The following is a 21,781-nucleotide window of genomic DNA, read 5'->3' on the forward strand; positions in this document are numbered from 1 at the left end:
AATGTTTAATCTTTAAAAAACACAATACGATTTACCGACCATTTCCAGGTTTGTAATATTTCATCGTTGGTTAACCGGCATACATCCTTTAAAACGGTTATAGATTCGATGCCAAAAAATATACTCAATGAATTAACCATGTGATTAAAAACAGCCGGAGTTAATGTTGATTGTAATGGTTTAAGAGCCTCCCTGATCAGCAGGACGCGCCGGCCAGCTCTTGATGGTGCCTCCTTCCTGATAACTGATTCACCAATGATCGAGCTCAAAAAAAGACGAAACTCGATCTCATTGTTAATAAATAAATTAAAATGATAGTCAATTAACCGGTCCAGTCTTCCGTTCAGGTCGGTAGTACTTAAATCTGCAAAAAGGTCATCGTTTGTTTTGGCCTTTAGCTGCAGCGATGCTTCGCGCTTTAAAGCCTCCGAACTGGAGAAGTACCTGTAGGCTGTAGCTTTTGAAACACCGGCTTCGCGGGCTACCATATCAACACTGATCTCGGTGCGTTGCTTTAATAATTCATTTGCTTTTAAAAGAAGAACCTCGCGGGTTTTCATTTTTTGGTTAATTCTTCCCTTGTCTAAAGATAATTTTCCCATTGTGATACTTTTTTCTCATAAGATTCTCTGATAAGATTAAAATTAATATTTTTGTGAGATATTAGTATCATAAACGTAACATAAAGTAATGGCAAGCAGATTAAGGATTCGGGGCATTAACCTGGTGTATGAAGATCGGGGTGTAGGCGACGTTGTTGTATTTATACATGGACAGCCCTTTAACCGGAGCATGTGGAATTATCAGTCGCTGGTATTTAGTAAAACAAACCGGCTCATTGTTCCTGATCTGCGGGGATATGGTGAAAGCGTCACTACAGAATCCATAGTGCTTTTAGATGAGCTCGCATTGGATATTATATATCTGCTTAATGAATTATCCATTGATAAAGCCGTATTGGTAGGCTTGTCCATGGGCGGACAGATAGCGCTTGAAATATACAGGCTTGCCCCCCACTTAGTGAAAGGCCTGGTACTGGCCGATACTGATGCCAGAGCCGAAACTGCTGTCAGTTATTTAAACCGGAAGGCGCTTGCAAAAAGGCTGTTAGCGGATGGGATGGAAAGTTATACTGCCGAAAATATAGCGCATTATCTTTGTAAAAACACTTTTGATACTAAACAAGAGGTAGTTGATCATCTTAGTAAGATGATGGCAGGTACAGATGCGGCTGGAGCTGTGGCTGTTCAGTTAGGCCGGGCCGAAAGGAGGGATCATTCTGGTATTCTTTCAAATATTGATTTCCCGGTGCTGATCATCGTTGGAGACCAGGACGCATTTACTCCTGTTGCTACCGCTGAATATATACAAGCGCGCATAAACGGAGCAGAGCTTGCCGTTATAAAAGATGCAGGTCATATGCCTAATATGGAGCAGCCAGAACAGTTTAATCAATTATTAAAGGATTATCTGGATAAGGTTTAGCAGAAAAAGGATAAGGATTAAGAAAAGCTATTGTTCATTTATCCATGCTTCGGCTGTTATTACATCAGTAAAAAATCTGATGGCTATTTTGTTTGGAAGGGTGTTCACACTTTTACGGGCCGATAGCTGGCTGAATACACTTGGGGAGTTAACCCATGCAAAATATTTTAAACCGGCTTTGTACATGGCCGGGAACCATTCTTCGGCAACCCATTCAACAGCTTCAGACCAGTTGCCCAATACATGAATGTTATTATTAAGTACTTTGTGAACATGATTTTTTACCATCATGTTTAACAAACGGTGACAGCCCTGCTGCACCGATTCCAGGTTTTGAAAACCAGTCCAGTCGGCATCAATACGAGAATGGACGTTATTATAGCTGAGGGTAATGGCGCTGTCATGATAATACAGGTCGCCTTGTATAATAGCCGCCTGTTTTTGGATCTGATGCGTTAGTAACCTAAAAAAGAAAGTAGATCCTTTGCCAGGCACACTCTCTATCCAAAAACTACCATTGTGGCGTTTTAAGATCTCGGCCGAAATAAATAATCCCAAACCCAGGCCTTCAAATCGCATTGCCGTGTTATCTACCCGATAATACCGCTCAAACAAACGGCTCAGGTTTTTTTCTTCGATACCAATACCAAAATCCTGTACAGATACGATCAAACTGTTATCCTCATGTATTGCACAGGTAACTATCACCTTATTAGCTTCGGGCGAATATTTGATGGCATTTGTTAGTAAATTGTTTACTACCTGCTCAAGCCTGAAACGGTCGCCGGTATAGGTTATATTTTCCGCGCTTTTCAGAATGATCTGATGAGATGCTGTGGTATGCTGTACACTATCAATAGTATCTTTGAGCATTTCATAAAAATTGAAACTCTCCATGTTATAATCCATTTTCCCGGCGTTGATGCGTGAAACATCCAGCAGATTGCTGATCAGTTTTTCTAACCGTAATACATGCGCGGCCGACTTTTGGATAAGATCATTTAGTTTTTGTGGCTCATTAATACGCATCATAAGCTGGTTAAAAGCCTTAATGCTGGTAAGTGGTGTTTTTAATTCATGACTGGCAATAGAAAGGAATTCGTCCTTTTTTTGTTCATTGTTTTTTTGAATATCAATATTGGTATTGGTGCCTAACCATAGTTTGATCTCGCCATTTTCAATCAAGGGTACTGCCCGGGCAAGGTGCCAGCGGTATTGCCCATCCTGAAACTTTAAGCGAAACTCCACCAGGTACTCATGGCCTGTTCTTAAAGCATTAAGCCATTTTTTCAAGCAACTTTGCTGATCATCAGGGTGTATGAAAGCCTGCCAACCCTGGCCAATGATATCTTCAGCACTTCGTCCAAAGTCTTCACAGATCACTTCATTTACATAGTCGAGCTTACCACTGGGGCGGGCGGTCCATACCTGCTGTGGCATAGCATTCAGTAAAAAACGAAAACGCTCTTCATTTTCCTTTTCTTTTTGCCTTACCAGCACAGCCTCGGTAACTTCAAAAGCAAAAACCATTATACCATCTACTTTATCGTTAGCATCATATCTGGCCTGGTAAACAAAGGTAAAATAACGGTCTTCTAATGGGCCGTTTGCCTCACGTGCCATGGGCATCAGTAACTCTTTGCCTTCAAAAGTGTTGCCGGTTTTATATACATTTTTTAAAATATCATATATCAGCTGGTCTTTAAGTTCTGGTAATGCTTCCAGTAACGGCTTCCCGGTAAGTTTACGTCCGGGAAAGAGCTTTTGATAAGATGGGTTAACCAATTCAAATACAAAATCGGGCCCATCAAGTATACAAATACCGGCAGGGGCCTGCATAAAAAATCTTTTCAGCCGCTCGGTTTGGCCAGAAGCATCCGCTTTCGCGGTTAACAGTTCAAGCGTACGCTGCTCAACCCGGCTTTCTAATTCGTTATTTAATTTAAGCAAGTTTTGCTGCGCCTGAAACAATTCTTCATTGGTGGTACTTAACTCTTCATTAGCCGATTGTATTTCCTCGCTGGTAACCTGTATTTCTTCGTTGGCATGAGCCAGACCTTCATTAAGTGCTAACAATTCTTTACTGGTTTGCTCCAGACGTTTTCTGGCCAAAACCAACTCGGTTATATCATATTTAAAACTTAAAACGCCGGTGATGTTATCTTTTTCATCTCGGATAGCCTGGTAAATAAAATTAAAATAATGATCATCAGGCGGGCCGCCAATTTCGCTGACCAATGGTACACAGATCTCATTGCCAACATAGGTTTTACCTGTTTTATAAACTTGTTGAAGTGCATCCCAAACAGGCAGAGCCGCGATTTCTGGCATAGCCATAAGTAAAGGCTTGCCCAGTATTTTACGTGCCGGGAAAAATTCTTTTTCGTACAGTGGATTTATAAATTCATATACCAGGTCGGGGCCCATAAAAATGGCAATTTGGGCGGGTATCTCGTCAAACAAATTCTCCATTTGCCTGCTTAACTGACCCGCTCGGGCCGCTGCTGCCTTTTCTTTTTCTACGCTGGCAATCAGGTTCCGTTCTGCGATAACTTTTTCGGTAACATCCTGGGTATGGTGTATGATGTAACAGATATCTCCATCAGGGTCAAGTACCGGTGTATGCGCAGTATCCCAATAACGTTCCTGCAATTTACCTTCATGATCAGGAATATCAAAGCGTGTTATTGGTAACTGATGGGGTTTATTGGTTTCTAATACCTGTTCTAATGAAAAAGCTATGCCTCCTTCGTTTGTTGCCCAATCCGGTTTTTTGGGGAAAACATCAAACAGATGCTTTTCAAGCAGTTCGGCCCGCATTTTGCCCGTTAATTGCAAATAAGCATTGCTGGCAGTAAGTATATACAGTTCCTTCGAAAGAATAAGATAAGGGTGAGGTAAGGTCTCAAAAACCCTTAACATTTCTGGTGGTAAAGCGGAACTGTGTTTAATGGGCATGGGGATACAAAATGAACAAAAGCAAGATTACTAAACCTTTGGTAATTATTACAATATTATCTTATAGGAAAATGTTTTGAATGAAAATAAATTAAATGCTGCATCTGTCATTATTTAAGCATGCACCGGTTTACTATCAGGGAACAAAAAAATGGCCCAACGGGCTTAAAATATTTACTTTTATTTATAATGCCTGATTACCTGGAAAGCGTTAAAATAATTTACCAGAAGCATTTACCGATGAATTTCGGAGGATAAAGATAAACCGTTACTTTGGTTTTTTGACCACATAGGTTTTGGCCCGTTGGTCATGCCAGCATTGTTTCATCGGGCTCCATAGCATTGCAAAATAACCAATACAAAAGAAAAAGCTGGATAGAATTTTAAATAGATTACGCGATAATGAGGTGCCAAAACTTAATCTTTCACCATTAGCGTTAACTACTACCAGCCTGCAAATAAACTTACCAATACTCCCCTGCATTTTAGTGGCCTCGAAAGCTGAGTTATACGAAATTAAAATCAGCAGGAAAATGAGCCTGAACAAAAAATCACCTTCGGCAGATGAAGTAGATGATAAAGAATCGTCGCTTATGGTACTGGATGCCAACCGCCCGGTAGCAACAAATATACCAGCTATTACCCCTAAGCCAATGGTTATGATGACATAGTCGATAACAAAAGCCAGTAACCGCCATCCAAAATTAGCTACGTTCTGTTGGGTGGGTACATATATCCCAATCGATTTAAAATATTCATCCAATTCTGGCAATTCAGCGGCCTCCTGCCAATCGGTAGCTAATGGTGATAATACCAGCTCAGTAGCATTTACTTCCATATCCATTAACTCGGTATGACTGTAAGGGCCGTGTTTTTCGTTGTCTCTTAAAATGTAGTACTCGTTGATCATGATATGCAGGTTTGAGGTATTGAAAAATAAAGAAAATATCTGTTTTGAGCAACAGTAAAATGAATAAAAGCAAGATTGCTAAATCCAAAGTAATTATTAAGATATTATCTTATAGGGAAATTTTTGGGTGCAATAAGAATACTTATTTTGGCTAATGCCAGAGCAAGTGTGGTGCGTATAATTTGTAACAATGCCTGTATCGTTAAATCTAAAACATCATATAAGATAGTAAATGAAATATAATACCCTTTATAGCGTAATTCTGTTTATGGCCTTAATAGTTCCTGGTTATACAACCTGTGCGCAACAGATAAGGCTTAAAATGGGAGAGCAAATCATTGTAACATCTGATGGTATTAAACTGGCGATTAAAGTAGCGGGAAAAGGACCGGTATGTATATATATACATGGCGGCCCCGGGCAGGATTACCTGTCGTTTGAAAAAATGGGTGGCTCCAATCTTGAAAAAAAACTAACCATGGTTTACCTTGACCAGCGGGGCTCTGGCCATTCTCAAAACGCGAAAGATTATAGTTTGAACCGGCTGGTTAATGATATTGAAGAAACCCGGAAACAATTGGGTGCTGGTAAAATTTATCTGCTCAGCCATTCATTTGGTGGAGTATTGGTGGTTAATTATGCTCAAAAATATCAGGAACATGTGTCTGGATTAATATTAGCCAATTCAACACTCCACTTTTTTAATAACAGTTCATTAAGAGAACAGATCATGTATTCTTATCGCCTGTTGCATAAAGATACTATCATTACCAGCGATAATACCCAGGTGCTGTTGCGGCAAAATTCCATCGTAAGGAAAAAGTTAAACAAGGTACATCTGGGGTATAAATTATTGGCGGATAGCGTAAACACTATCGAAAAAATGGATAGCATAGAATCAAGTTATAAACGCACCTCTGATTTTGGTTATGCCGTTATAGCCCATCTGATAGATACGACCAAACAAAACCGCTATCCGGAATACTGGAAAGATTATGCTACGATCAGCAGTCAGATCCATGTGCCTGTACTGGTTATTACCGGTACCCGCGATTATGCTATCGGAACGGCACATTATAAAACTTTCAGGTTCCCTGATCAGCACGTAATGAAGCTGGATGGATCACACATGCTTTATTATGAAAAGAATGCTGCCTTTACAGCCGCTGTATTTAGATTCATTTGTAAACAGAGCGAATAATTTAAGCCTGATGTACAGATTTCTTTCCATGAACAAAAAAGTCTTACAACAATTGTTATAAGACTTTATGATAAAGGTTTAGGGTGGGAAAATCTTTAAAAATTATAACCCCGTTGTTTCACGCGTTCATGTATCAAGGGTGTAGCTGTACTACCGATGCAGTATGTGGGTAGTTATGGGGCCTAAAATGGCTTGTTCAATAAAATCCGGACTTTATGGGTACCCTTAGCTATCAATATCTGCAGATATGCATAATATTTTTCATACCGCGAGTTAGGCCACCCCATACAGTATGTTCCGGCACTTGTGTTTCGCGATGTCGAAAGCGGTTCCTAACACGCCGCCGGTAATAATATCGGGAGTGGAAGAAGCGGGGATGGCAAACTTTATATACAAGGTATATCGCTCTGCTCTTTGTAACTAATTTGATATAATATCCGAGTATGGATATCCGTAGTGGTGATGTAGTGTTATTAAAATAGCACTTGGGAAAACTAATATCGAGCTTTGTTCAGATATGATAGCACTGATAAACAGATCAGTGTAATCAAAGTACCGGAACGTTCAACATCCATTGCTTTTAGTAGGGATGGGAAAACGTTGTATGTTACAGGGCATAATGCTTTGTATGCGGTGGTTGTTAATTAAAAAAGACATTGTGCGCTGTCCGAAGTCAGAGACTTCGGACAGCGCGATTGTTTTTATAAATTTATATAACGTATTAATACCCTGATCTATGAATAAAACGAAACTGAAGTTTTTGATCCCGATGGTTCTGCTACCCATAATAACCTTTGCCCAGCAAGTTAAAGTGGTAACCAACCAGGTAGGTTACGAAGATACGAAAGCTAAAAAGGCCATCGTAGTGACGGATAAAGCTTACCCCATTACAACATTTCAATTACTTGATGCGGATGGTAAAGTGGTATTCTCTGATAAACCTGTATATAACGGTAACGTAAAAGGATGGAAAAACCGGGAGTTTTATACGCTTGACTTTAGTGGTTTTACTACTACTGGTACATATCAGGTACAGGTAAGTTTATCAGGTAAAAAAATAAATTCCTATCCGTTTAAAATAGGGAAGAACGTGCTGGAGCAGGCTACGCTATCAGATGTAGTGTATTACTTTAAAGGGCAGCGCGCAGCCGGCGAAATTGATAAGGCCGATCGTCATTTACTGTTGGCTGGCAGAACCCAGGATACGATTGATGCCCACGGTGGCTGGTATGATGCTACGGGCGATTACGGCAAACATTTTTCGCACCTGTCGTTCTCCAATTATTTCAATCCGCAACAGATACCGCTGGTGGTATGGAGCCTGTTAAAAACTAAAGAGATCCTCGACAAAAAAACAACCACAGATTTCAGGCAGATCAACCGCCGTATTTTGGATGAGGCTACTTATGGCGCCGATTACCTGGTACGGATGCAGTCCAAAAACGGTTCCTTTTACCGTTCGGTATCGGCGCCCGGCCCGGGCAAGCTGGCAAAGGATAGGGTGATCCGCGCCGAGGATGCGTCTTATCGCATCAAGCAAACCAAAGATCAACCTTTTAGTAATAGCTCTGCAAATAAGGATTGGCACCGCTACCAAACAAGCTACCGCTCAGGTGGCGGCATAGCCATTGCCGCATTGGCCATGGCATCAACCATCAAAGTAAATGGCGATTTTACCAGCGAACAGTATTTGAAGGCTGCCGAAAGCGCTTTCCAATTCCTGGAAGCTAATAACAAGCTTATGACCTTTGACGGCCGCGAGAATATCCTCGATGATTATTGCGCCTTAAGCGCTGCCACCGAATTATACAAGGCCACAAAAAAAGCAGAATATTTAGCGGTAGCAACCAAAAGGGCTACCAACCTCATTGGTCGGCTATCAACCTGGAAAAACTATCAGAACTACTGGAAAGCCGATAGCACCGACAGGCCATTCTTCCATCCATCAGATGCGGGCTTGCCGGTTACCAGCCTGATCTATTTTTATCCCTATGCCGATCAGGCTATGCAGGCATCTATCAAAATGGCCATTAAAGTTTCGTTTGATTTTGAGCTGAGGGTTACGCATGAAGTTAATAACCCATTTGGCTATAGTCGCCAATTGGTGCAGGATACCTTGGGCAACAGGCGTACATCGTTCTTCTTCCCGCAGGGTAGCGATGCTTCGCCGTGGTGGCAAGGTGAAAATGCCCGATTATCTTCTATGGCTACAGCGGCTCGATTGGCAGCTGGTTTGTTTGCTGATGATAAAGCTTACCATGATCAGCTGGAAGATTTCGCGGTTGATCAGCTCAATTGGATACTGGGCCTGAACCCTTTTGATGCCTGTATGTTGCAGGGTACGGGGCATAATAACCCGGCCTACGGGTTCTTTGGTACGTTTGAGTATACCAATGCGCCCGGCGGTATTGTAAACGGTGTAACCGGCGGACTGAACGACGAAAATGACATCGACTTTAATTTATCCTATGCCCAGATCCATAAAGATTACGACTGGCGCTGGGCCGAGCAATGGCTGCCGCACACCGCCTGGTACTTATTGGCAGTGGCCGTACATGAATAATTAGCTGAAGAAGCATATGAAAAAGTTTTGTTTAATAACCCTGGCCGCTTTACTAACCCTGCCGGGGTTTACTTTTGCGCAGGTTACGCATACCACCTTAGCTACAGGCGCACAGGCACCTGATTTTAGATTGCCTGGTATCGATGGGAAAATATATACACTGCAATCATTCAAAGATGCAAAAGTGCTGGCTGTAGTGTTTATTTGCAATCATTGCCCAACGTCGCAGGCTTATGAGGATAGGTTGGTTAAGCTTACCAGCGATTATGCTCCTAAAGGTGTAAGGGTAGTGGCCATTAATCCCAATAACCCTGCTTCGCTGCGTTTGGATGAATTGGGTTATAGCGATGTGGGTGATTCGTTTGAGGATATGAAAGTGCGTGCCAAAGATCGTCATTTTAATTTCCCTTATTTGTATGACGGCGAAACGGAGATAACCAGTAATAAATATGGTCCGGTAGCTACGCCGCACATTTTTATATTTGATAAAGACAGGAAACTGCGTTACAACGGCCGTATTGATGATATGGAGAACCCCGCCAAAACACCACAGTCTTTAGATGCCCGCAACGCGATTGATGCTGTATTAGCCGGCAAGGAAGTAGCCGTACCGGTAACCAAAACTTTTGGCTGTTCCATCAAATGGGCCGAAAAACAGGACTGGATCCAGAAGGCGGCTGTAACCTGGGCCAATGAGCCGGTAAAAATTGATACTATCGATGCCGCTGGCGTAGCCAACCTGGTAAAAAATAAAAGCGATAAACTAAGATTGATCAATTTGTGGGCCACCTGGTGCGGCCCTTGTGTGGCAGAGTTTCCGGAACTGGTAACCATCATGCACCTGTATCGTGATCGTGGGCTTGAACTGGTGACCATCAGCGCCGACGATCCATCCCGCAAAGATAAAGCGCTGAGCTTTTTAAAAGGTAAACAGGCATCTGGTCCTAACTATATTTATACCGGCGATGATAAATACAAAATGATCGAAGCGGTTGACCCAAAATGGGATGGCGCGCTCCCATACACCATGCTGGTTGATCCGGATGGCAAAGTGATTTACAGCAAACAAGGTATCATCAATCCCGAGGAACTCAAAAAGATTATTTGGGATGACCCTACTATGGGGAGGATTTATAAGTAGAGCCCCTGATTATCTGCTAAAAATAACCACCACGTCATTGCGAGGCACGAAGCAATCTCTTTAAGTAAGTTCTCCACCATACAAGTGTGATTTGCATGAGGAGATTGCTTCGTGCCTCGCAATGACGCATTTTTTTATTAAGGTTAATGAAAAAAATCTCTAAAGATTATTTTCTTATTTTGCATTATTATGGTAGCACAAAGAGGTGGATGTGTTTACATTATGATCAATAAGATCAATTCGGTTTTATACACAGGCGTTACTTCGGATTTGGTAAGTCGGATTTGGGAGCATAAAAATAAAGTGTACCCAGAAAGTTTCACTGCTAAATACAACTGTGAAAAATTGGTTTATTACTTTTTCTATCATCATATAGAAGAGGCTATTGCAGCAGAAAAAGTAATCAAAGGGAGTAGCCGTAAAAGCAAAATTGATTTAATTGAGAGCATTAATAAACCGTGGGCGGATTTGTACGATTCTTTAATAGACTAAATTTCTACTTCGTTATATCGATCAAAAAATCATACAAATTAACCTCCGTGGCTAAGCCCAGTTTTTTGCGTACCCGGTACCGGCTGATCTCAACGCCTTTGAGTGAGATATTCATGAGCTGCGCTATTTCTTTAGAAGTAAGGTTAAGCCGCAGATAAGCACACAATTTCAGATCGGTAGGACTGAGGCCCGGGAAACGGGTTTTCATGATAGAAAGGAAATTGTTGTGCACCTGGTCAAAGTAAATGGCGAAATGGTTCCAGTCGTCGTCCTTTTTTTCGGTATCGGTTACCAGTTTAAATACATTCCGGAATTCATGGGTCAGATCGGGCATGTTCACTTTTTTGATGGCTGCTACCAACTCCTCGCGGATGTTGAGGAGGATCCGGCCGCGCTCCACCAGGTGCATGGTGATGGTAGCCAGTTCCTTATTCTTATAGTTTAGTTCCGATTCCAGGTTATTATTTTTCAGGGCGATGATCTCTTTTTCGTTCCGGTCGAGCTCCAGGTTGTGCAGATAACTCAGGCGGCGCTGTTCTTCCTCATGTTTCTGCTGGTGCAGATCAAAGCGTTTTTGCTGTTCTTTCATCGCTAAGTAAATGGCGCAAATCACCAGCAAAAGATAGAAAAGGTAAGCCCATATAGTTTGATACCAGGCGGGATCTACCACAAAGGTATAACTAACGGGTGCTGAAGCATTACCCAGGTTGTTGCGTACCCTTACCGAAAAAGTGTATTGCCCATAAGGTAAATTAGTATAATCCTTTTCTGTCCTTACAGACCATTTCGACCATTCATTATCAAAGCCTTCCAGCTTGTAGGAAAACTCTTCGTTACTTTTTTGCGCAAACAGGGTTGAAGAGTATTCAAAATGAAAGGAATTCCAATGGTTGGATAAGGTAACAATCTGCTTTTTACCCTGAACACCGGCCACATCATTATCCTTCATAAAATAACCGCCAAAAATCAGGCTGTCCTTTTCGGCAATAGCTTTTACCGTAGTCAGGAGTACGTTCAGTTTAGTTTCCGATTGTACGTATTGCCTGTAATTTAAATGAAACACACCATTGTTGGAGCCTATGAAGATGTTTTCCTTATTATAGGGATAAATGTAACCGGCGCCCTTTACGGTTTGCCCGGCAAGCTCCGGGAAATAGATCACGGTATAAGGTTTACCTCCCGATGGTTTGCTAAAATCTACGACCCCAACCCGCTGATCACTGATGAACCAGATATTGCCCGTGGAATCGGCAGTCAAATACTCTACATAGCTATTATCAAAAACAGGTTTATAAAACGGCGATGGCTCAAATCTGTTTTGATGGACATTATATTCATAAACACCTTTTTCGGTAGCTGCCAGGATTTTACCCCTGATAAAGTAGACATGGTTATTCAATACCGAAGGTAGTCCGTTACGATCGGTATACTGTGTATAACGGATGATCTTTCTCCTGTCGGCGGATAGCTGGATCTTATAAACACCCCGATAGGAGTGTGAAGCCCATATCACATGATCATCATTGTCTTTCGCCAACGTGGGTAACGACTCGTACAGGGCGTCCATTTTAACATCTGCCTTAAAATCATTATTATTATTTTTGATCAGTTGTAAACCTGTATAGGTGCCGGCTATAATATCTGGCGATGATGGTATAGGTACAAACCTCCAGGCACCTTCGCGGTTGGTGATCTGTTTTACACGGTTGTTATCAACCACTAAAGCGCCGTCCTCATGCCCAACTAACAAGTTATGATTTATTTCGCGCAGGCTCCATACCTGGCCCTTGGTATTTTCTACCTCGGTAAATACTCCTTTAGTATTGCTGATATCCGTTTGCCGGGCATCAAGCGGAACGCTGTATAGCCCGTTGGAAGTACCAATGAACAGCTTGTTGTTAAACACGCTTACCGCATTGCTTTTTAGCTGATTATCTTTGTTAGCATAAATACGCTTAACCGAAGTGTTATAATTAATGAAATCAATGCCACTTTCCAGCCCGAGCCAGAGGTTCTTATCACGATCCAGCAAGAGCCCGAGCACGTTGTTATTTTGCAGGCCCTCGTTGTTGGAGAATCGTTCTACCACGTTGCCCTTGCCATCAATAATGATCAGGCCACGGGCTTTTGTGCCGATAGCATAACGGTCGTCGCCTATTTTTTTGGCGCAGTTTACCAGGTCGTTCTGTAAAATAGGGTCAATGGCGGTAGGTTTTTTGATCAGGGTTGATCCGGTGAATAAAAACAAACCTTGTTTCAGGGTAGTCAACAGCACCGTATCGCGATTGTAATCCATCACCCCGGTAATGTGCAAACTGGCTGTTGGCAATTGAGTATGGCAAAGCTGCCATTGATGATCTTTAAAAAACACGAGCCCCTCGTCCTTATCCTCGGCAAACAATTGTGATCCCGCATTTGATAACAGTCGCCAACCACCTGGCGCGTCAAATGTTTTGATCTCGTTGTTATTATATTCAAAAACACACTCAATGGTACGAAAGAACACCTCGTTTTTGAACAGTACAATGCTCCATATATCAGCAAACTGCCTGGCCTTCTGTGGCATGAGCTGTTTAATGGAATGATATTTCAAGATGCCGTTCGCATCCGGGAAAAAGTAGCCTATCTCATCCTGTCCGCCAACAAATATCTTTCCCTCTGGATCAATAGCCAAAGCCTTGATGGTGCCCTTGTTGGGTAAGGGGTATATTTTCCAGTAACTGCCGTCAAACGTTAAAAGTCCGTCGTTATTGGCAAAATAAAGTATGCCGTTACGGTCTTGTTTTACATCCCATACTTCGGTACTGGCGTTATAATCTGTATGGGTGTAATTTTTGATAGCCGGTACACCGATGGTGGTTTGTGCTGTGGCCGTAAAAACCAAGGCACGGCAAATAATAATCAATAGAATGATTTTCTTCATCAACAAAGCTTTCCCCGCAGGGTATTTTTAAAATGTTTTATAAAACCGGCAGTATCAGGCGGGCACGGTAATTGGATTAAAAAGGTAATTTAAAAAACATTTTAATATAAAGGGTAAATGTTTTGTTTGTAGTGGGAGAGATAAATTGATTATGGGCAGTATTTAAGTTGTTTGAAGGTTTCTGTAGTGTTAATGTAGAGGTAGCACATATTGGTATTGGTATTGGTAAGGGATGCTATTTTGTGGGCTGGGTCTAAATGGATTTAGTGGCATATACCCACGCGTCATTGCGAGGAACGAAGCAATCTCTAAACTATATAGAGTGTCTCTACAAGGCGTATACCCGCTCTTGGCCGCGGGAGGGCCAGTTACTTTGTAGCCACAAAGTAACCAAAAGGCTGTCAGCAGAAATGCTTCTTTGCCGCACATGGCCTTTGCCCTGCAAACCGGGCAGAACCAGGGCTGCAATTATTTTGCTCCACGTTGTTCGCACAGTCCCTCGCTTCAGCAAAAACTTGCTATGCCCCACATCCGCACCGCCCACCATCGTTCTGCCCGTTTTCGTCCGAAGCTTATCTGCTGACGGAAAAGAAGGATTCACTAATTCACTAAATCATTAATTCAAAATCATGGTAATCCCTTAACGGTGGAGCCCTCTTAGATACCAATGAAAATAAACGATAAGTGAAAAATTAAGGTTCAGACAAAATTATCGTGAACTATTATGCTCTTTTGGGAAGTAATAAATTATGGTTTACACTGTAAATCGTTTTTTTATGACAAATAAATAGCAGTTAATTGATTATCAGTTAATTGAAAAAATGTAACCATAAAAAGTGTAAACCATGTAAACCACTTTTGTAACCTATCAAGCAGTTCTGTTCAGGTTATACCCAAAGCTTATCTGTTGAAAAAAAAGAAAAAAATTGTTCCCAATCACTAATTCACTAAATCAATAATTCACTAATTAAGTTTCGCCACCCAAAATATCGTATTCCTCACTAATGTAGTAAAATTGCTGTCCTGGAAAAGCTCGGGGAAGTGCCCCATGGCAATGTATATGTTTTTGGCTTTGATATGCTCGTTGGTCCATATTACGGGGTGATCGCCCATTTTAATGGGCTTATCAGGGACGTAGGTACTTTCGTCAATACTGGCCAACACGTGCACATTGGGGCGCGGACTTTTATTGTAAGTATACCATTCGTCTTTGGTAGTGAATGATGCCGGTAATCCGGCCATAATGAGGTGGTTTTTATCCTCAACGGTAAGCAGCGCGGTTGTGCCGCCGTGTATGGTATCCTTAAACTCAATGCCGCCCATAAACTGGCAGTACCATTGCCACATTGGGTAGCCATCAAACACACCCAGCAGGGTAGGATGGTGAAAACCCATCCAGCCACCTTTGCCTTGCTCCAGATATTCGGTAAAAGCTGCCTGTGCTTCTGGTCCCCATGGATAGGGCGGGTAATCCAGTTGGATAAACAATTGGTATTGTTTCAGAAAGTCTTTAGTTATGGGTTGGGTATCGGTAATATAGTCAATCGTGAAATTACTATCGATGGCCAGCTTATCCAGCCATATTTTGGCCGCGGCATCAAACAGGGCATGGCCCCCGCCAACTTCGGCAATGGCAATAGCTTTGAAACGCGGATGCTTATTTTGTGCAAGACTGATCATGGTATTGCCAACCATGATCAACATAATAATAGAAATAATTTTAAATGTTTTCATAGCACGACCTTCGGTTTAGGCCGGGCAATTATAGGGGAAACTTTTTGTTCAGAAATGGCAATCGGCTTATCGTAGTGGTAAAGTAGGGCAGCTATAAAGGCTTTATATAGGTTCAAATTAAGATATTTGGTTGTTGTAGTGCTGCTGACGTACTGCGCTCTATTTACCGCTTACATGAAAAGAAACCCTCTTGTGATCCTCTGCTTTATGGTATGCTGCTTAGTGCTGCCCGCCGTTGCATTTGCGCAAACAGATACTGCTAAAATTGCTATCCCCATGAAAAAAGGGAAAGTAAATTATGAAAGCATCTCAAAAAATATAGCAGGCAAAGCCGAACTGTTTAAGCGGGCAAATAAGTGGTTCAGCACGGTGTTTCCGGATCAGTCGGAAGGCAAAGCGGTTGTTGATCAGCAGGCAGGAACTATCAACGGTTTTGGACTGTTTAAAGTGGTCACCAGCGACTCAGGCAACTACTACTGGTTAAAATTCAATGTAAGCATTACGGTGACCGACACCGGGTATATCTACCGTACCTATAATTACTATGAAAAACCGATAGAGAAAGGCATCACCAACGAATACTCCAAAATTGAATATCGTTGGTGGGATTATCGCCAGGGCCACCCATGGTCGGCAGAGGATAAGCGATTGTTTACCGGCTTAAATAACAACTCACGCACGCTGCTAACCTCGTTTAAAACCATTATGGACAAATAAGATCTTACTCAAAAACATATGAAAAAAATACTGCTGTTCATTTGCCTTGGCCTATTTATCTGCTTTAACCTCAACGCGCAAACCAAAGATTTTAAAGTACTGGCCCTGTATGAGAATGGCGGGCACCATATTGAGTTTTCCAAACGCGCCAAAGTATGGCTGGATAAGCTGGCCGCGGAAAAAGGGTTTACTATCGATTATATACAAAACACCGATAAAATTGACGATGCCTTTTTAAGCCGGTACCAATTGTTTTTGCAGCTGGATTACGTTCCTTATGCCTGGACTGATAAGGCTATGACTGCTTTTCAAAAATATATTGATGAGGGTAAGGGTGGCTGGGTAGGTTTTCATCATGCTACACTTTTAGGCGAATTTGATGGGTATCACGAGTGGCAATGGTTCTCGAACTTTATGGGCGGTATCACCTACAAAAATTACATTGCCACCTTCGCTAAGGGCAAGGTGAACGTAGAAGATAAAAAACACCCGGTAATGAAAGGGATTCCGGCATCATTCCTGATACAACAAGAGGAGTGGTATACCTATGATAAAAGCCCGCGCCCTAATGTGCATGTATTGGCCAGTGTTGACGAATCAACCTACGATCCGCAAGGCGATATCAAAATGGGTGATCACCCGGTAGTTTGGACAAACGAGCATAAAAAAGCCCGTAATGTTTATATTTTCATGGGCCATTCGTCAAATCTGCTGGATAACCCGGCCTGGGTAAAACTGGTAACTAACGCCATTTTTTGGGCTGCGGGTAAATAATATCGATATTAAATAACCATATGATGTTTAAAAAACTGTTTTGTCTACTGATAGCCATTGTTTTCTGTACCTCGGTGTTTGCCCAGAGCTCTAAATTTAAAATGCTGGCGCTTTATACTACCACGGTTGAATCAGACCATGTTGACTTTGCTAATGATGCCATTAAATACTTTACCGATCTGGCAGCTAAAGATGGTTTTGCTTTTGAGGCTACCACCAATTGGAAAGATCTAAATGATGATAACCTAAAAAACTACCAGCTTATCATCTGGCTGAACGATTTCCCGCAGAATGAAGAACAGCGTGCCGCTTTTGTAAAATACATGGATAATGGCGGCGCCTGGATCGGTTTTCACGTGGCAGGGTATAACGATAAGTATACTAAATGGCCCTGGTTTGTGAGTTTTTTGGGCAGCGCAGTTTTTTATAATAACAGCTGGCCGCCACTACCCGCAAAGTTGGTGGTTGATGATAGTAAACATGCGGTGACTAAGGGTGTCCCGGCTCATTTTGTATCGCCTATTAATGAGTGGTATGGATGGAAACCAAGTCCGCGGTTAAATAGGGATATTAAAGTTTTGGTAACGCTTGACCCGGCAAATTACCCTCTGGGCAAAAAGGATATCATCCGCGAAGGTGACATCCCCGTAGTGTGGACAAATACCAAATACAAGATGTTGTACATTAACATGGGCCACGGTGATCAGATATTTACCTCGGATACCCAAAACAAACTGTTTGAGAACGCAGTGCTGTGGTTGGTCGGGAAGTAGATGTGCAGATGTGCGGATTTCAGATGTGCAGATGAGCGTAATTAACTAACTACAAAAAGTGCGTCATTGCGAGGTACGAAGCAATCTCTAAACTATACAGGGCGACTCTGCAAATCGGGGATTGCTTCGTACCTCGCAATGACGTGTTTGAATAGTAGAAGGTCAATTACCTCGTTATCAACCTTGCATCAATCTCATTTAGCAGGTATTCCTTTTTGTCGTCAGCATACTCCCAAAACATCACCCCGGCCATTTTATGTTTGATGAGATAATGACATTTGGCTTTTATCGACCATTCGTCATCGTATGATATAAATTGCTTGGTAGCTGCATTAAATAGGTAAGGAGCCTCGGCATTGCGGTCGCGGTAATATTTAAAACCGTTGCGGTTCAGCAGGCTGTCTTTGATCAGCGTGTAACCACCCACATGTACGTATTCGCCACGTTTCATTCCCAGTCCGTTTTGGGCAATATCCAGCACTTTTGATGAACGACCATAGAAAGCCACACCTAATACCAATTTACTGGCAGGCACACCGGCAGCCATAAAATCGGATGCGGCCTTATCGGCATAATTTTCTGTTTGGTATTGTTTGGAGGCATACAGGTTGGTATGATGAACAGCAATACCTGATCCATCCTGGAAGTAATCATACGTCATGAGGTTGATGTAATCCAGATACTGTTGCACTTTGTCCATTTCGGTGTGATCTAAAAAACGCTTAAAACCTCCAACAGCCGTAGTAAGCAGCAACTTTTTGCCGCTCTGTTTTTCCAATATATCCAGGTGATGTCGCAGAGCCTTAAACATCAGGGTATAATTTACTTTATCTTCAGGGCGATAGATGTTGCCAGTGTTGCCCGCGATACCGGGGTACTCCCAGTCGATATCAATGCCGTCAAGATCAAATTTTTTAATAATGGCTACAGCGCTTGCCGAAAAAGCTTCGCGGGCGGTATCGGTTAAAACAGCGTCAGAAAAGTTGCCGCTCCAGGTCCACCCACCTATGGATATAAGTACCTTAAGGGCCGGATTACGCTTTTTAAGCTGTACCAGGTTCCTGAAATTAATGGTATCGGTTCTTTCGTGACTTAAAAAGGCCCGGTTGTTTTTTACGTTTACAAAAGCGTAGTTAATGTGGGTAAGTTTTTCTGGATTTACCATTTCCATATTGGCTACACCCTTGTAACCGCCTACATATCCAATAATTACATATTTGGGTTTTTTAGCTGCTTTTTGTGCCTGGAGTGTAACCGCTGATGATAAAAAGGGTAATAAACAAAGCATGGCTTTGGCCGCTGCTTGTTTATGAAGTTTTAGGTTGATCATTTTATAATAAGGTTTAAGTATGGTATAATTAGGTATTAAATTTTAAGCCTGATCCGCTTTTTTTCCATGAGTCCAACCAGTGCGATCAATATAAACGCGGTAGCCATAGAACGGGCCAGACCAATGATGCCTGAGTTAAAAACATCGGGATAGTTAATGTGGAAAAGCATCAGCAGGAAAACCTGGAAATAAGGCATCAGGTAACAGGTAAGCGTGCTGGTGCCTGCCGGCCAGATCCATTTGAACCAGTCTTTCTTGCCTTTTACATCAACCAGGTAAATCATCAACTCAAATACCAGGATGGTGATACCGCTGCAAATAAATATCCATGCAGGTGTAGAGCGGATCTTGGAGATGCCTTGCGTATAAGGCCGTATTGCCAGTCCCAATACAATCAACAATACCCCTATAAGTCCGAAAATAAACCACATACGCTGCGTTTTGCCCAACGAAACCAGGCGCGCGTATAACTCTGATATCACTATGCCACCCATGGTTAAACACAGGGAGGATGCATCGCCGATGAGGAATAATCTTTTATGGATAACGCCGGTATGCCGTGCTATATTGATGGCTACAAATAACAGGAGTACCGGAAAAAGGATATTCAATTTTCCTTTGGCCAGCAGGTAAACAATAGCGCATATGAGGTAAGCCCAGCCAATGATGCCCAGTATTCCCCACCACTCGGGGCGCATACCTGTAATTTCGCCGTCATCATTTCCTTTATATACAATAGCCATGGCAATCAGTATGGCTATGCCCAAACCCTGTAAAGTGTATCTTTTAGCTTTGGTCGCGGTTTCGGGATAATCCAGCCATATCAGGAAAAAAGCCAGGGAGATGAGTATAGCCCATAAAGCTTTAGATAACAGCGAGGTATTGCTGTAACTTTCCAGGTTCACATGATAAAACCCCATGATCAAAAGCGCCGCGCTCCGGGTAAGTATATAAACTAAAATAGAGGTAAAAGAATCACCTTTATTAAGCCTGTTTTTGATAGCAAAGGGTAAGGACAAGCCTACGATAAATAAAAATGCCGGAAATATGGTATCGGCAAAGCCCATGGCATCAGCCTTACCAGGCGCATGATCTATCCATTCGGGGATATTTTTTACACCACTGGCGTCATTAACAAATATCATCAATAGCATGGTGATGGCTCGCAGCACATCGATGGATAAAAGGCGCTTGGGCAGCTGTTGCATTTAAAAGGGTTTAACTGTGAAATATGAATAAGGTATGGTACCTCTCTGAATTTCCAGCAATGCAGGCTTGCTTTCGGCAGATAAATACACGAGTTTAAGTTAAGCAAATTTGTTTTATTGCCTGTAAGCAAAACTAAAAGGGAAACCGGCCGGATTATATTAATGAGGCACTACTTTACCACTACGATAGATAAAAACAAGCGGAATGCGAGAAATAAACAGGTTTAATCGTTGGTATCCGGAAATAAATAGTTTGATGATGACCTAAGATTGAAATTGTGCAAAAAAAATAAGCAAGACACTTTGGGGTCTTGCTTATTTTTTTGCATAAGTATGCTATATATACAACTTATGCCTTAGGCGTTGTTACCTTTTTAGCTGCTGGTTTGGCTGGAGCTGACTTTGCAGGAGCTGGTGTTACTGCTGGCTTTGTAGCTGCGGCAACTTTCGGTGCGGCTGCTTTAGCCGCTGCTGCGGCAGGTGCTTCTTTAACAGCAAGTGCAGTTGTGTTTTTTGCTTTCACGGCTTTCACGGCAGGAGCCGGGCTCTCTGCACCTATTTTTGCGGCTAATGTTTTGGCCAGGTTTTTAGCCGCTTTTTCAATGGCCTTGTTCACTTTTTTCTGATCGGATTCAAATTCGGCTACCACAGCTTTGATCTGGGCAAACAGTTTATCGTTCAATTGTTTTTTAAGAGCCTTACGGGCTTCCTTAGCGGCGGTTTTATTTTTATCGTTTTTCATATTATTGGACAAGGGAATTCTGAATTATTTTTCGGCACAAAGCTAAGTTAATAAACAGTGATTTTAATATTATGTTTATGTTAATAAAGATAATCAATGTTAACTAAGCATTAACAAAATAATTGAACTATTCCGTTCATTCTTAGGGCTCTAATATTAATTTTTAATATTAATTGTGTATTATCAATACGATTATTTAGGTCTGGTGCCGATTAAATGGGTGAATATGTATGGCAGTGTTTTTAAAAATACAGTAACCATCTACGTTTTAAACACAATCATTTTTTGAAAGCTTTTGGGTTAATTGATAACTTAGCAGCGCTTATATTGCTTTAATATCATGATCAAAGATTTAAACTCGTTAAACCAGGTAGCCGAATTTCATACCACCTTTAAACATCCTATAGTTGCCCAACCGGCTATCCCGTCAAAAGAACGCAGTCAATTACGTATTGAATTACTGGCCGAAGAATTAAAAGAGCTTCAGCAAGCGGTTAATGACAATAACCTGGTAGAGATAGCCGATGCTCTTTGCGATCTGCAATACGTACTATCTGGCGCGGTACTGGAATTTGGACTGGGCGAAAAGTTTAAAGAGTTGTTTGATGAGGTACACCGCTCCAACATGAGCAAGGCCTGTAAAACTATTGAGGAAGCTAACCAAACCATTGAGCATTACCGCAATACAGCTGGTACCGAATCGCACTATAAAGAGATCGACGGATTATTTTTAGTTTACCGCACCACGGATAATAAAACCCTGAAATCAATAAACTATTCACCTGCCGATTTGGGCAGCATTGTAGGATAATTCATCAATAAATAAGAAC

The 21,781-nt window shown here is 41.9% G+C and carries 17 protein-coding genes; 9 read left to right on the plus strand and 8 right to left on the minus strand.

The features are described from left to right. Window positions 1-5 precede the first annotated feature (5 nt). On the minus strand, window positions 6-602 hold the full coding sequence (locus ACNURT_RS08290; protein ID WP_419701328.1) for a TetR/AcrR family transcriptional regulator: 597 nt from the start codon (window positions 600-602) through the stop codon (window positions 6-8). A gap of 88 nt (window positions 603-690) precedes the next feature. Between ACNURT_RS08290 and ACNURT_RS08295 the strand changes: the two genes are divergently transcribed. After that, window positions 691-1,485 carry an alpha/beta fold hydrolase gene (locus tag ACNURT_RS08295; protein WP_419701329.1) on the plus strand — a complete coding sequence of 265 codons (795 nt, stop codon included), beginning with the start codon at window positions 691-693 and terminating at the stop codon, window positions 1,483-1,485. Between the two features lie 27 nt (window positions 1,486-1,512). Here the strand turns inward: ACNURT_RS08295 and ACNURT_RS08300 are convergent, their stop codons facing one another. Next, window positions 1,513-4,443 carry a PAS domain-containing protein gene (locus ACNURT_RS08300; RefSeq protein ID WP_419701330.1) on the minus strand — a complete coding sequence of 977 codons (2,931 nt, stop codon included), beginning with the start codon at window positions 4,441-4,443 and terminating at the stop codon, window positions 1,513-1,515. A gap of 268 nt (window positions 4,444-4,711) precedes the next feature. Then, a complete protein-coding gene (locus ACNURT_RS08305; RefSeq protein WP_419701331.1) occupies window positions 4,712-5,353 on the minus strand; it encodes an RDD family protein in 642 nt (213 codons plus the stop codon). Between the two features lie 232 nt (window positions 5,354-5,585). Between ACNURT_RS08305 and ACNURT_RS08310 the strand changes: the two genes are divergently transcribed. From ACNURT_RS08310 to ACNURT_RS08325, 4 genes are all read left to right on the plus strand, one after another. Beyond that, the gene (locus ACNURT_RS08310; protein WP_419701332.1) at window positions 5,586-6,554 is read left to right on the plus strand and encodes an alpha/beta fold hydrolase; all 969 of its coding nucleotides are present in this window, start codon (window positions 5,586-5,588) and stop codon (window positions 6,552-6,554) included. A gap of 736 nt (window positions 6,555-7,290) precedes the next feature. Further along, entirely contained in the window at window positions 7,291-9,117 is a 1,827-nt protein-coding gene (locus ACNURT_RS08315; protein WP_419701333.1) for a glycoside hydrolase family 9 protein, read from the plus strand. A gap of 16 nt (window positions 9,118-9,133) precedes the next feature. Next, window positions 9,134-10,258, plus strand: coding sequence for a redoxin family protein (locus ACNURT_RS08320; protein ID WP_419701334.1), 1,125 nt, complete (start codon window positions 9,134-9,136; stop codon window positions 10,256-10,258). 189 nt (window positions 10,259-10,447) lie between these two features. After that, window positions 10,448-10,750 carry a GIY-YIG nuclease family protein gene (locus ACNURT_RS08325; RefSeq protein ID WP_419701335.1) on the plus strand — a complete coding sequence of 101 codons (303 nt, stop codon included), beginning with the start codon at window positions 10,448-10,450 and terminating at the stop codon, window positions 10,748-10,750. Window positions 10,751-10,754: 4 nt separating this feature from the next. On the opposite strand, the gene ACNURT_RS08330 is transcribed toward ACNURT_RS08325, so the two are convergent. Together ACNURT_RS08330 and ACNURT_RS08335 are read right to left on the minus strand one after the other, a co-directional pair. Then, window positions 10,755-13,673, minus strand: coding sequence for a triple tyrosine motif-containing protein (locus tag ACNURT_RS08330; protein WP_419701336.1), 2,919 nt, complete (start codon window positions 13,671-13,673; stop codon window positions 10,755-10,757). A gap of 963 nt (window positions 13,674-14,636) precedes the next feature. Continuing rightward, window positions 14,637-15,407 (minus strand): ThuA domain-containing protein, encoded by a 771-nt coding sequence (locus tag ACNURT_RS08335; protein WP_419701337.1) that lies wholly within the window; start codon window positions 15,405-15,407, stop codon window positions 14,637-14,639. 174 nt (window positions 15,408-15,581) lie between these two features. On the opposite strand from ACNURT_RS08335, the gene ACNURT_RS08340 reads away from it, so the two are divergent. From ACNURT_RS08340 to ACNURT_RS08350, 3 genes are read left to right on the plus strand one after another with little or no spacing between them, the layout of a single operon-like run. After that, window positions 15,582-16,124, plus strand: a complete 543-nt coding sequence (locus ACNURT_RS08340) for a DUF4468 domain-containing protein (RefSeq protein ID WP_419701338.1) — start codon at window positions 15,582-15,584, stop codon at window positions 16,122-16,124. A gap of 18 nt (window positions 16,125-16,142) precedes the next feature. Continuing rightward, on the plus strand, window positions 16,143-16,898 hold the full coding sequence (locus ACNURT_RS08345) for a ThuA domain-containing protein (RefSeq protein WP_419701339.1): 756 nt from the start codon (window positions 16,143-16,145) through the stop codon (window positions 16,896-16,898). Window positions 16,899-16,918: 20 nt separating this feature from the next. After that, window positions 16,919-17,671, plus strand: coding sequence for a ThuA domain-containing protein (locus ACNURT_RS08350; RefSeq protein ID WP_419701340.1), 753 nt, complete (start codon window positions 16,919-16,921; stop codon window positions 17,669-17,671). Between the two features lie 166 nt (window positions 17,672-17,837). Here ACNURT_RS08350 and ACNURT_RS08355 read toward each other — a convergent pair whose 3' ends face one another. The 3 genes from ACNURT_RS08355 to ACNURT_RS08365 form a co-directional block, all read right to left on the minus strand. After that, window positions 17,838-19,001: a glycoside hydrolase family 18 protein gene (locus ACNURT_RS08355; protein WP_419701341.1), complete on the minus strand. Its 1,164-nt coding sequence runs from the start codon at window positions 18,999-19,001 to the stop codon at window positions 17,838-17,840. A gap of 35 nt (window positions 19,002-19,036) precedes the next feature. Next, window positions 19,037-20,209, minus strand: a complete 1,173-nt coding sequence (locus ACNURT_RS08360) for a DUF5009 domain-containing protein (RefSeq protein WP_419701342.1) — start codon at window positions 20,207-20,209, stop codon at window positions 19,037-19,039. 349 nt (window positions 20,210-20,558) lie between these two features. After that, the gene (locus ACNURT_RS08365; protein WP_419701343.1) at window positions 20,559-20,951 is read right to left on the minus strand and encodes a hypothetical protein; all 393 of its coding nucleotides are present in this window, start codon (window positions 20,949-20,951) and stop codon (window positions 20,559-20,561) included. 340 nt (window positions 20,952-21,291) lie between these two features. Between ACNURT_RS08365 and ACNURT_RS08370 the strand changes: the two genes are divergently transcribed. Beyond that, window positions 21,292-21,762 (plus strand): hypothetical protein, encoded by a 471-nt coding sequence (locus tag ACNURT_RS08370; protein WP_419701344.1) that lies wholly within the window; start codon window positions 21,292-21,294, stop codon window positions 21,760-21,762. Window positions 21,763-21,781: the final 19 nt, after the last annotated feature.

The organism is Mucilaginibacter sp. NFX135 (assembly GCF_048565145.1).
Lineage (GTDB): Bacteria > Bacteroidota > Bacteroidia > Sphingobacteriales > Sphingobacteriaceae > Mucilaginibacter.

Coding starts and splice junctions, on each gene's coding strand:
- ACNURT_RS08290 (WP_419701328.1), bottom strand. CDS start 602: ATGGGAAAATTATCTTTAGACAAGGGAAGAATTAACCAAAAAATGAAA.
- ACNURT_RS08295 (WP_419701329.1), top strand. CDS start 691: ATGGCAAGCAGATTAAGGATTCGGGGCATTAACCTGGTGTATGAAGAT.
- ACNURT_RS08300 (WP_419701330.1), bottom strand. CDS start 4,443: ATGCCCATTAAACACAGTTCCGCTTTACCACCAGAAATGTTAAGGGTT.
- ACNURT_RS08305 (WP_419701331.1), bottom strand. CDS start 5,353: ATGATCAACGAGTACTACATTTTAAGAGACAACGAAAAACACGGCCCT.
- ACNURT_RS08310 (WP_419701332.1), top strand. CDS start 5,586: ATGAAATATAATACCCTTTATAGCGTAATTCTGTTTATGGCCTTAATA.
- ACNURT_RS08315 (WP_419701333.1), top strand. CDS start 7,291: ATGAATAAAACGAAACTGAAGTTTTTGATCCCGATGGTTCTGCTACCC.
- ACNURT_RS08320 (WP_419701334.1), top strand. CDS start 9,134: ATGAAAAAGTTTTGTTTAATAACCCTGGCCGCTTTACTAACCCTGCCG.
- ACNURT_RS08325 (WP_419701335.1), top strand. CDS start 10,448: ATGGTAGCACAAAGAGGTGGATGTGTTTACATTATGATCAATAAGATC.
- ACNURT_RS08330 (WP_419701336.1), bottom strand. CDS start 13,673: ATGAAGAAAATCATTCTATTGATTATTATTTGCCGTGCCTTGGTTTTT.
- ACNURT_RS08335 (WP_419701337.1), bottom strand. CDS start 15,407: ATGAAAACATTTAAAATTATTTCTATTATTATGTTGATCATGGTTGGC.
- ACNURT_RS08340 (WP_419701338.1), top strand. CDS start 15,582: ATGAAAAGAAACCCTCTTGTGATCCTCTGCTTTATGGTATGCTGCTTA.
- ACNURT_RS08345 (WP_419701339.1), top strand. CDS start 16,143: ATGAAAAAAATACTGCTGTTCATTTGCCTTGGCCTATTTATCTGCTTT.
- ACNURT_RS08350 (WP_419701340.1), top strand. CDS start 16,919: ATGATGTTTAAAAAACTGTTTTGTCTACTGATAGCCATTGTTTTCTGT.
- ACNURT_RS08355 (WP_419701341.1), bottom strand. CDS start 19,001: ATGATCAACCTAAAACTTCATAAACAAGCAGCGGCCAAAGCCATGCTT.
- ACNURT_RS08360 (WP_419701342.1), bottom strand. CDS start 20,209: ATGCAACAGCTGCCCAAGCGCCTTTTATCCATCGATGTGCTGCGAGCC.
- ACNURT_RS08365 (WP_419701343.1), bottom strand. CDS start 20,951: ATGAAAAACGATAAAAATAAAACCGCCGCTAAGGAAGCCCGTAAGGCT.
- ACNURT_RS08370 (WP_419701344.1), top strand. CDS start 21,292: ATGATCAAAGATTTAAACTCGTTAAACCAGGTAGCCGAATTTCATACC.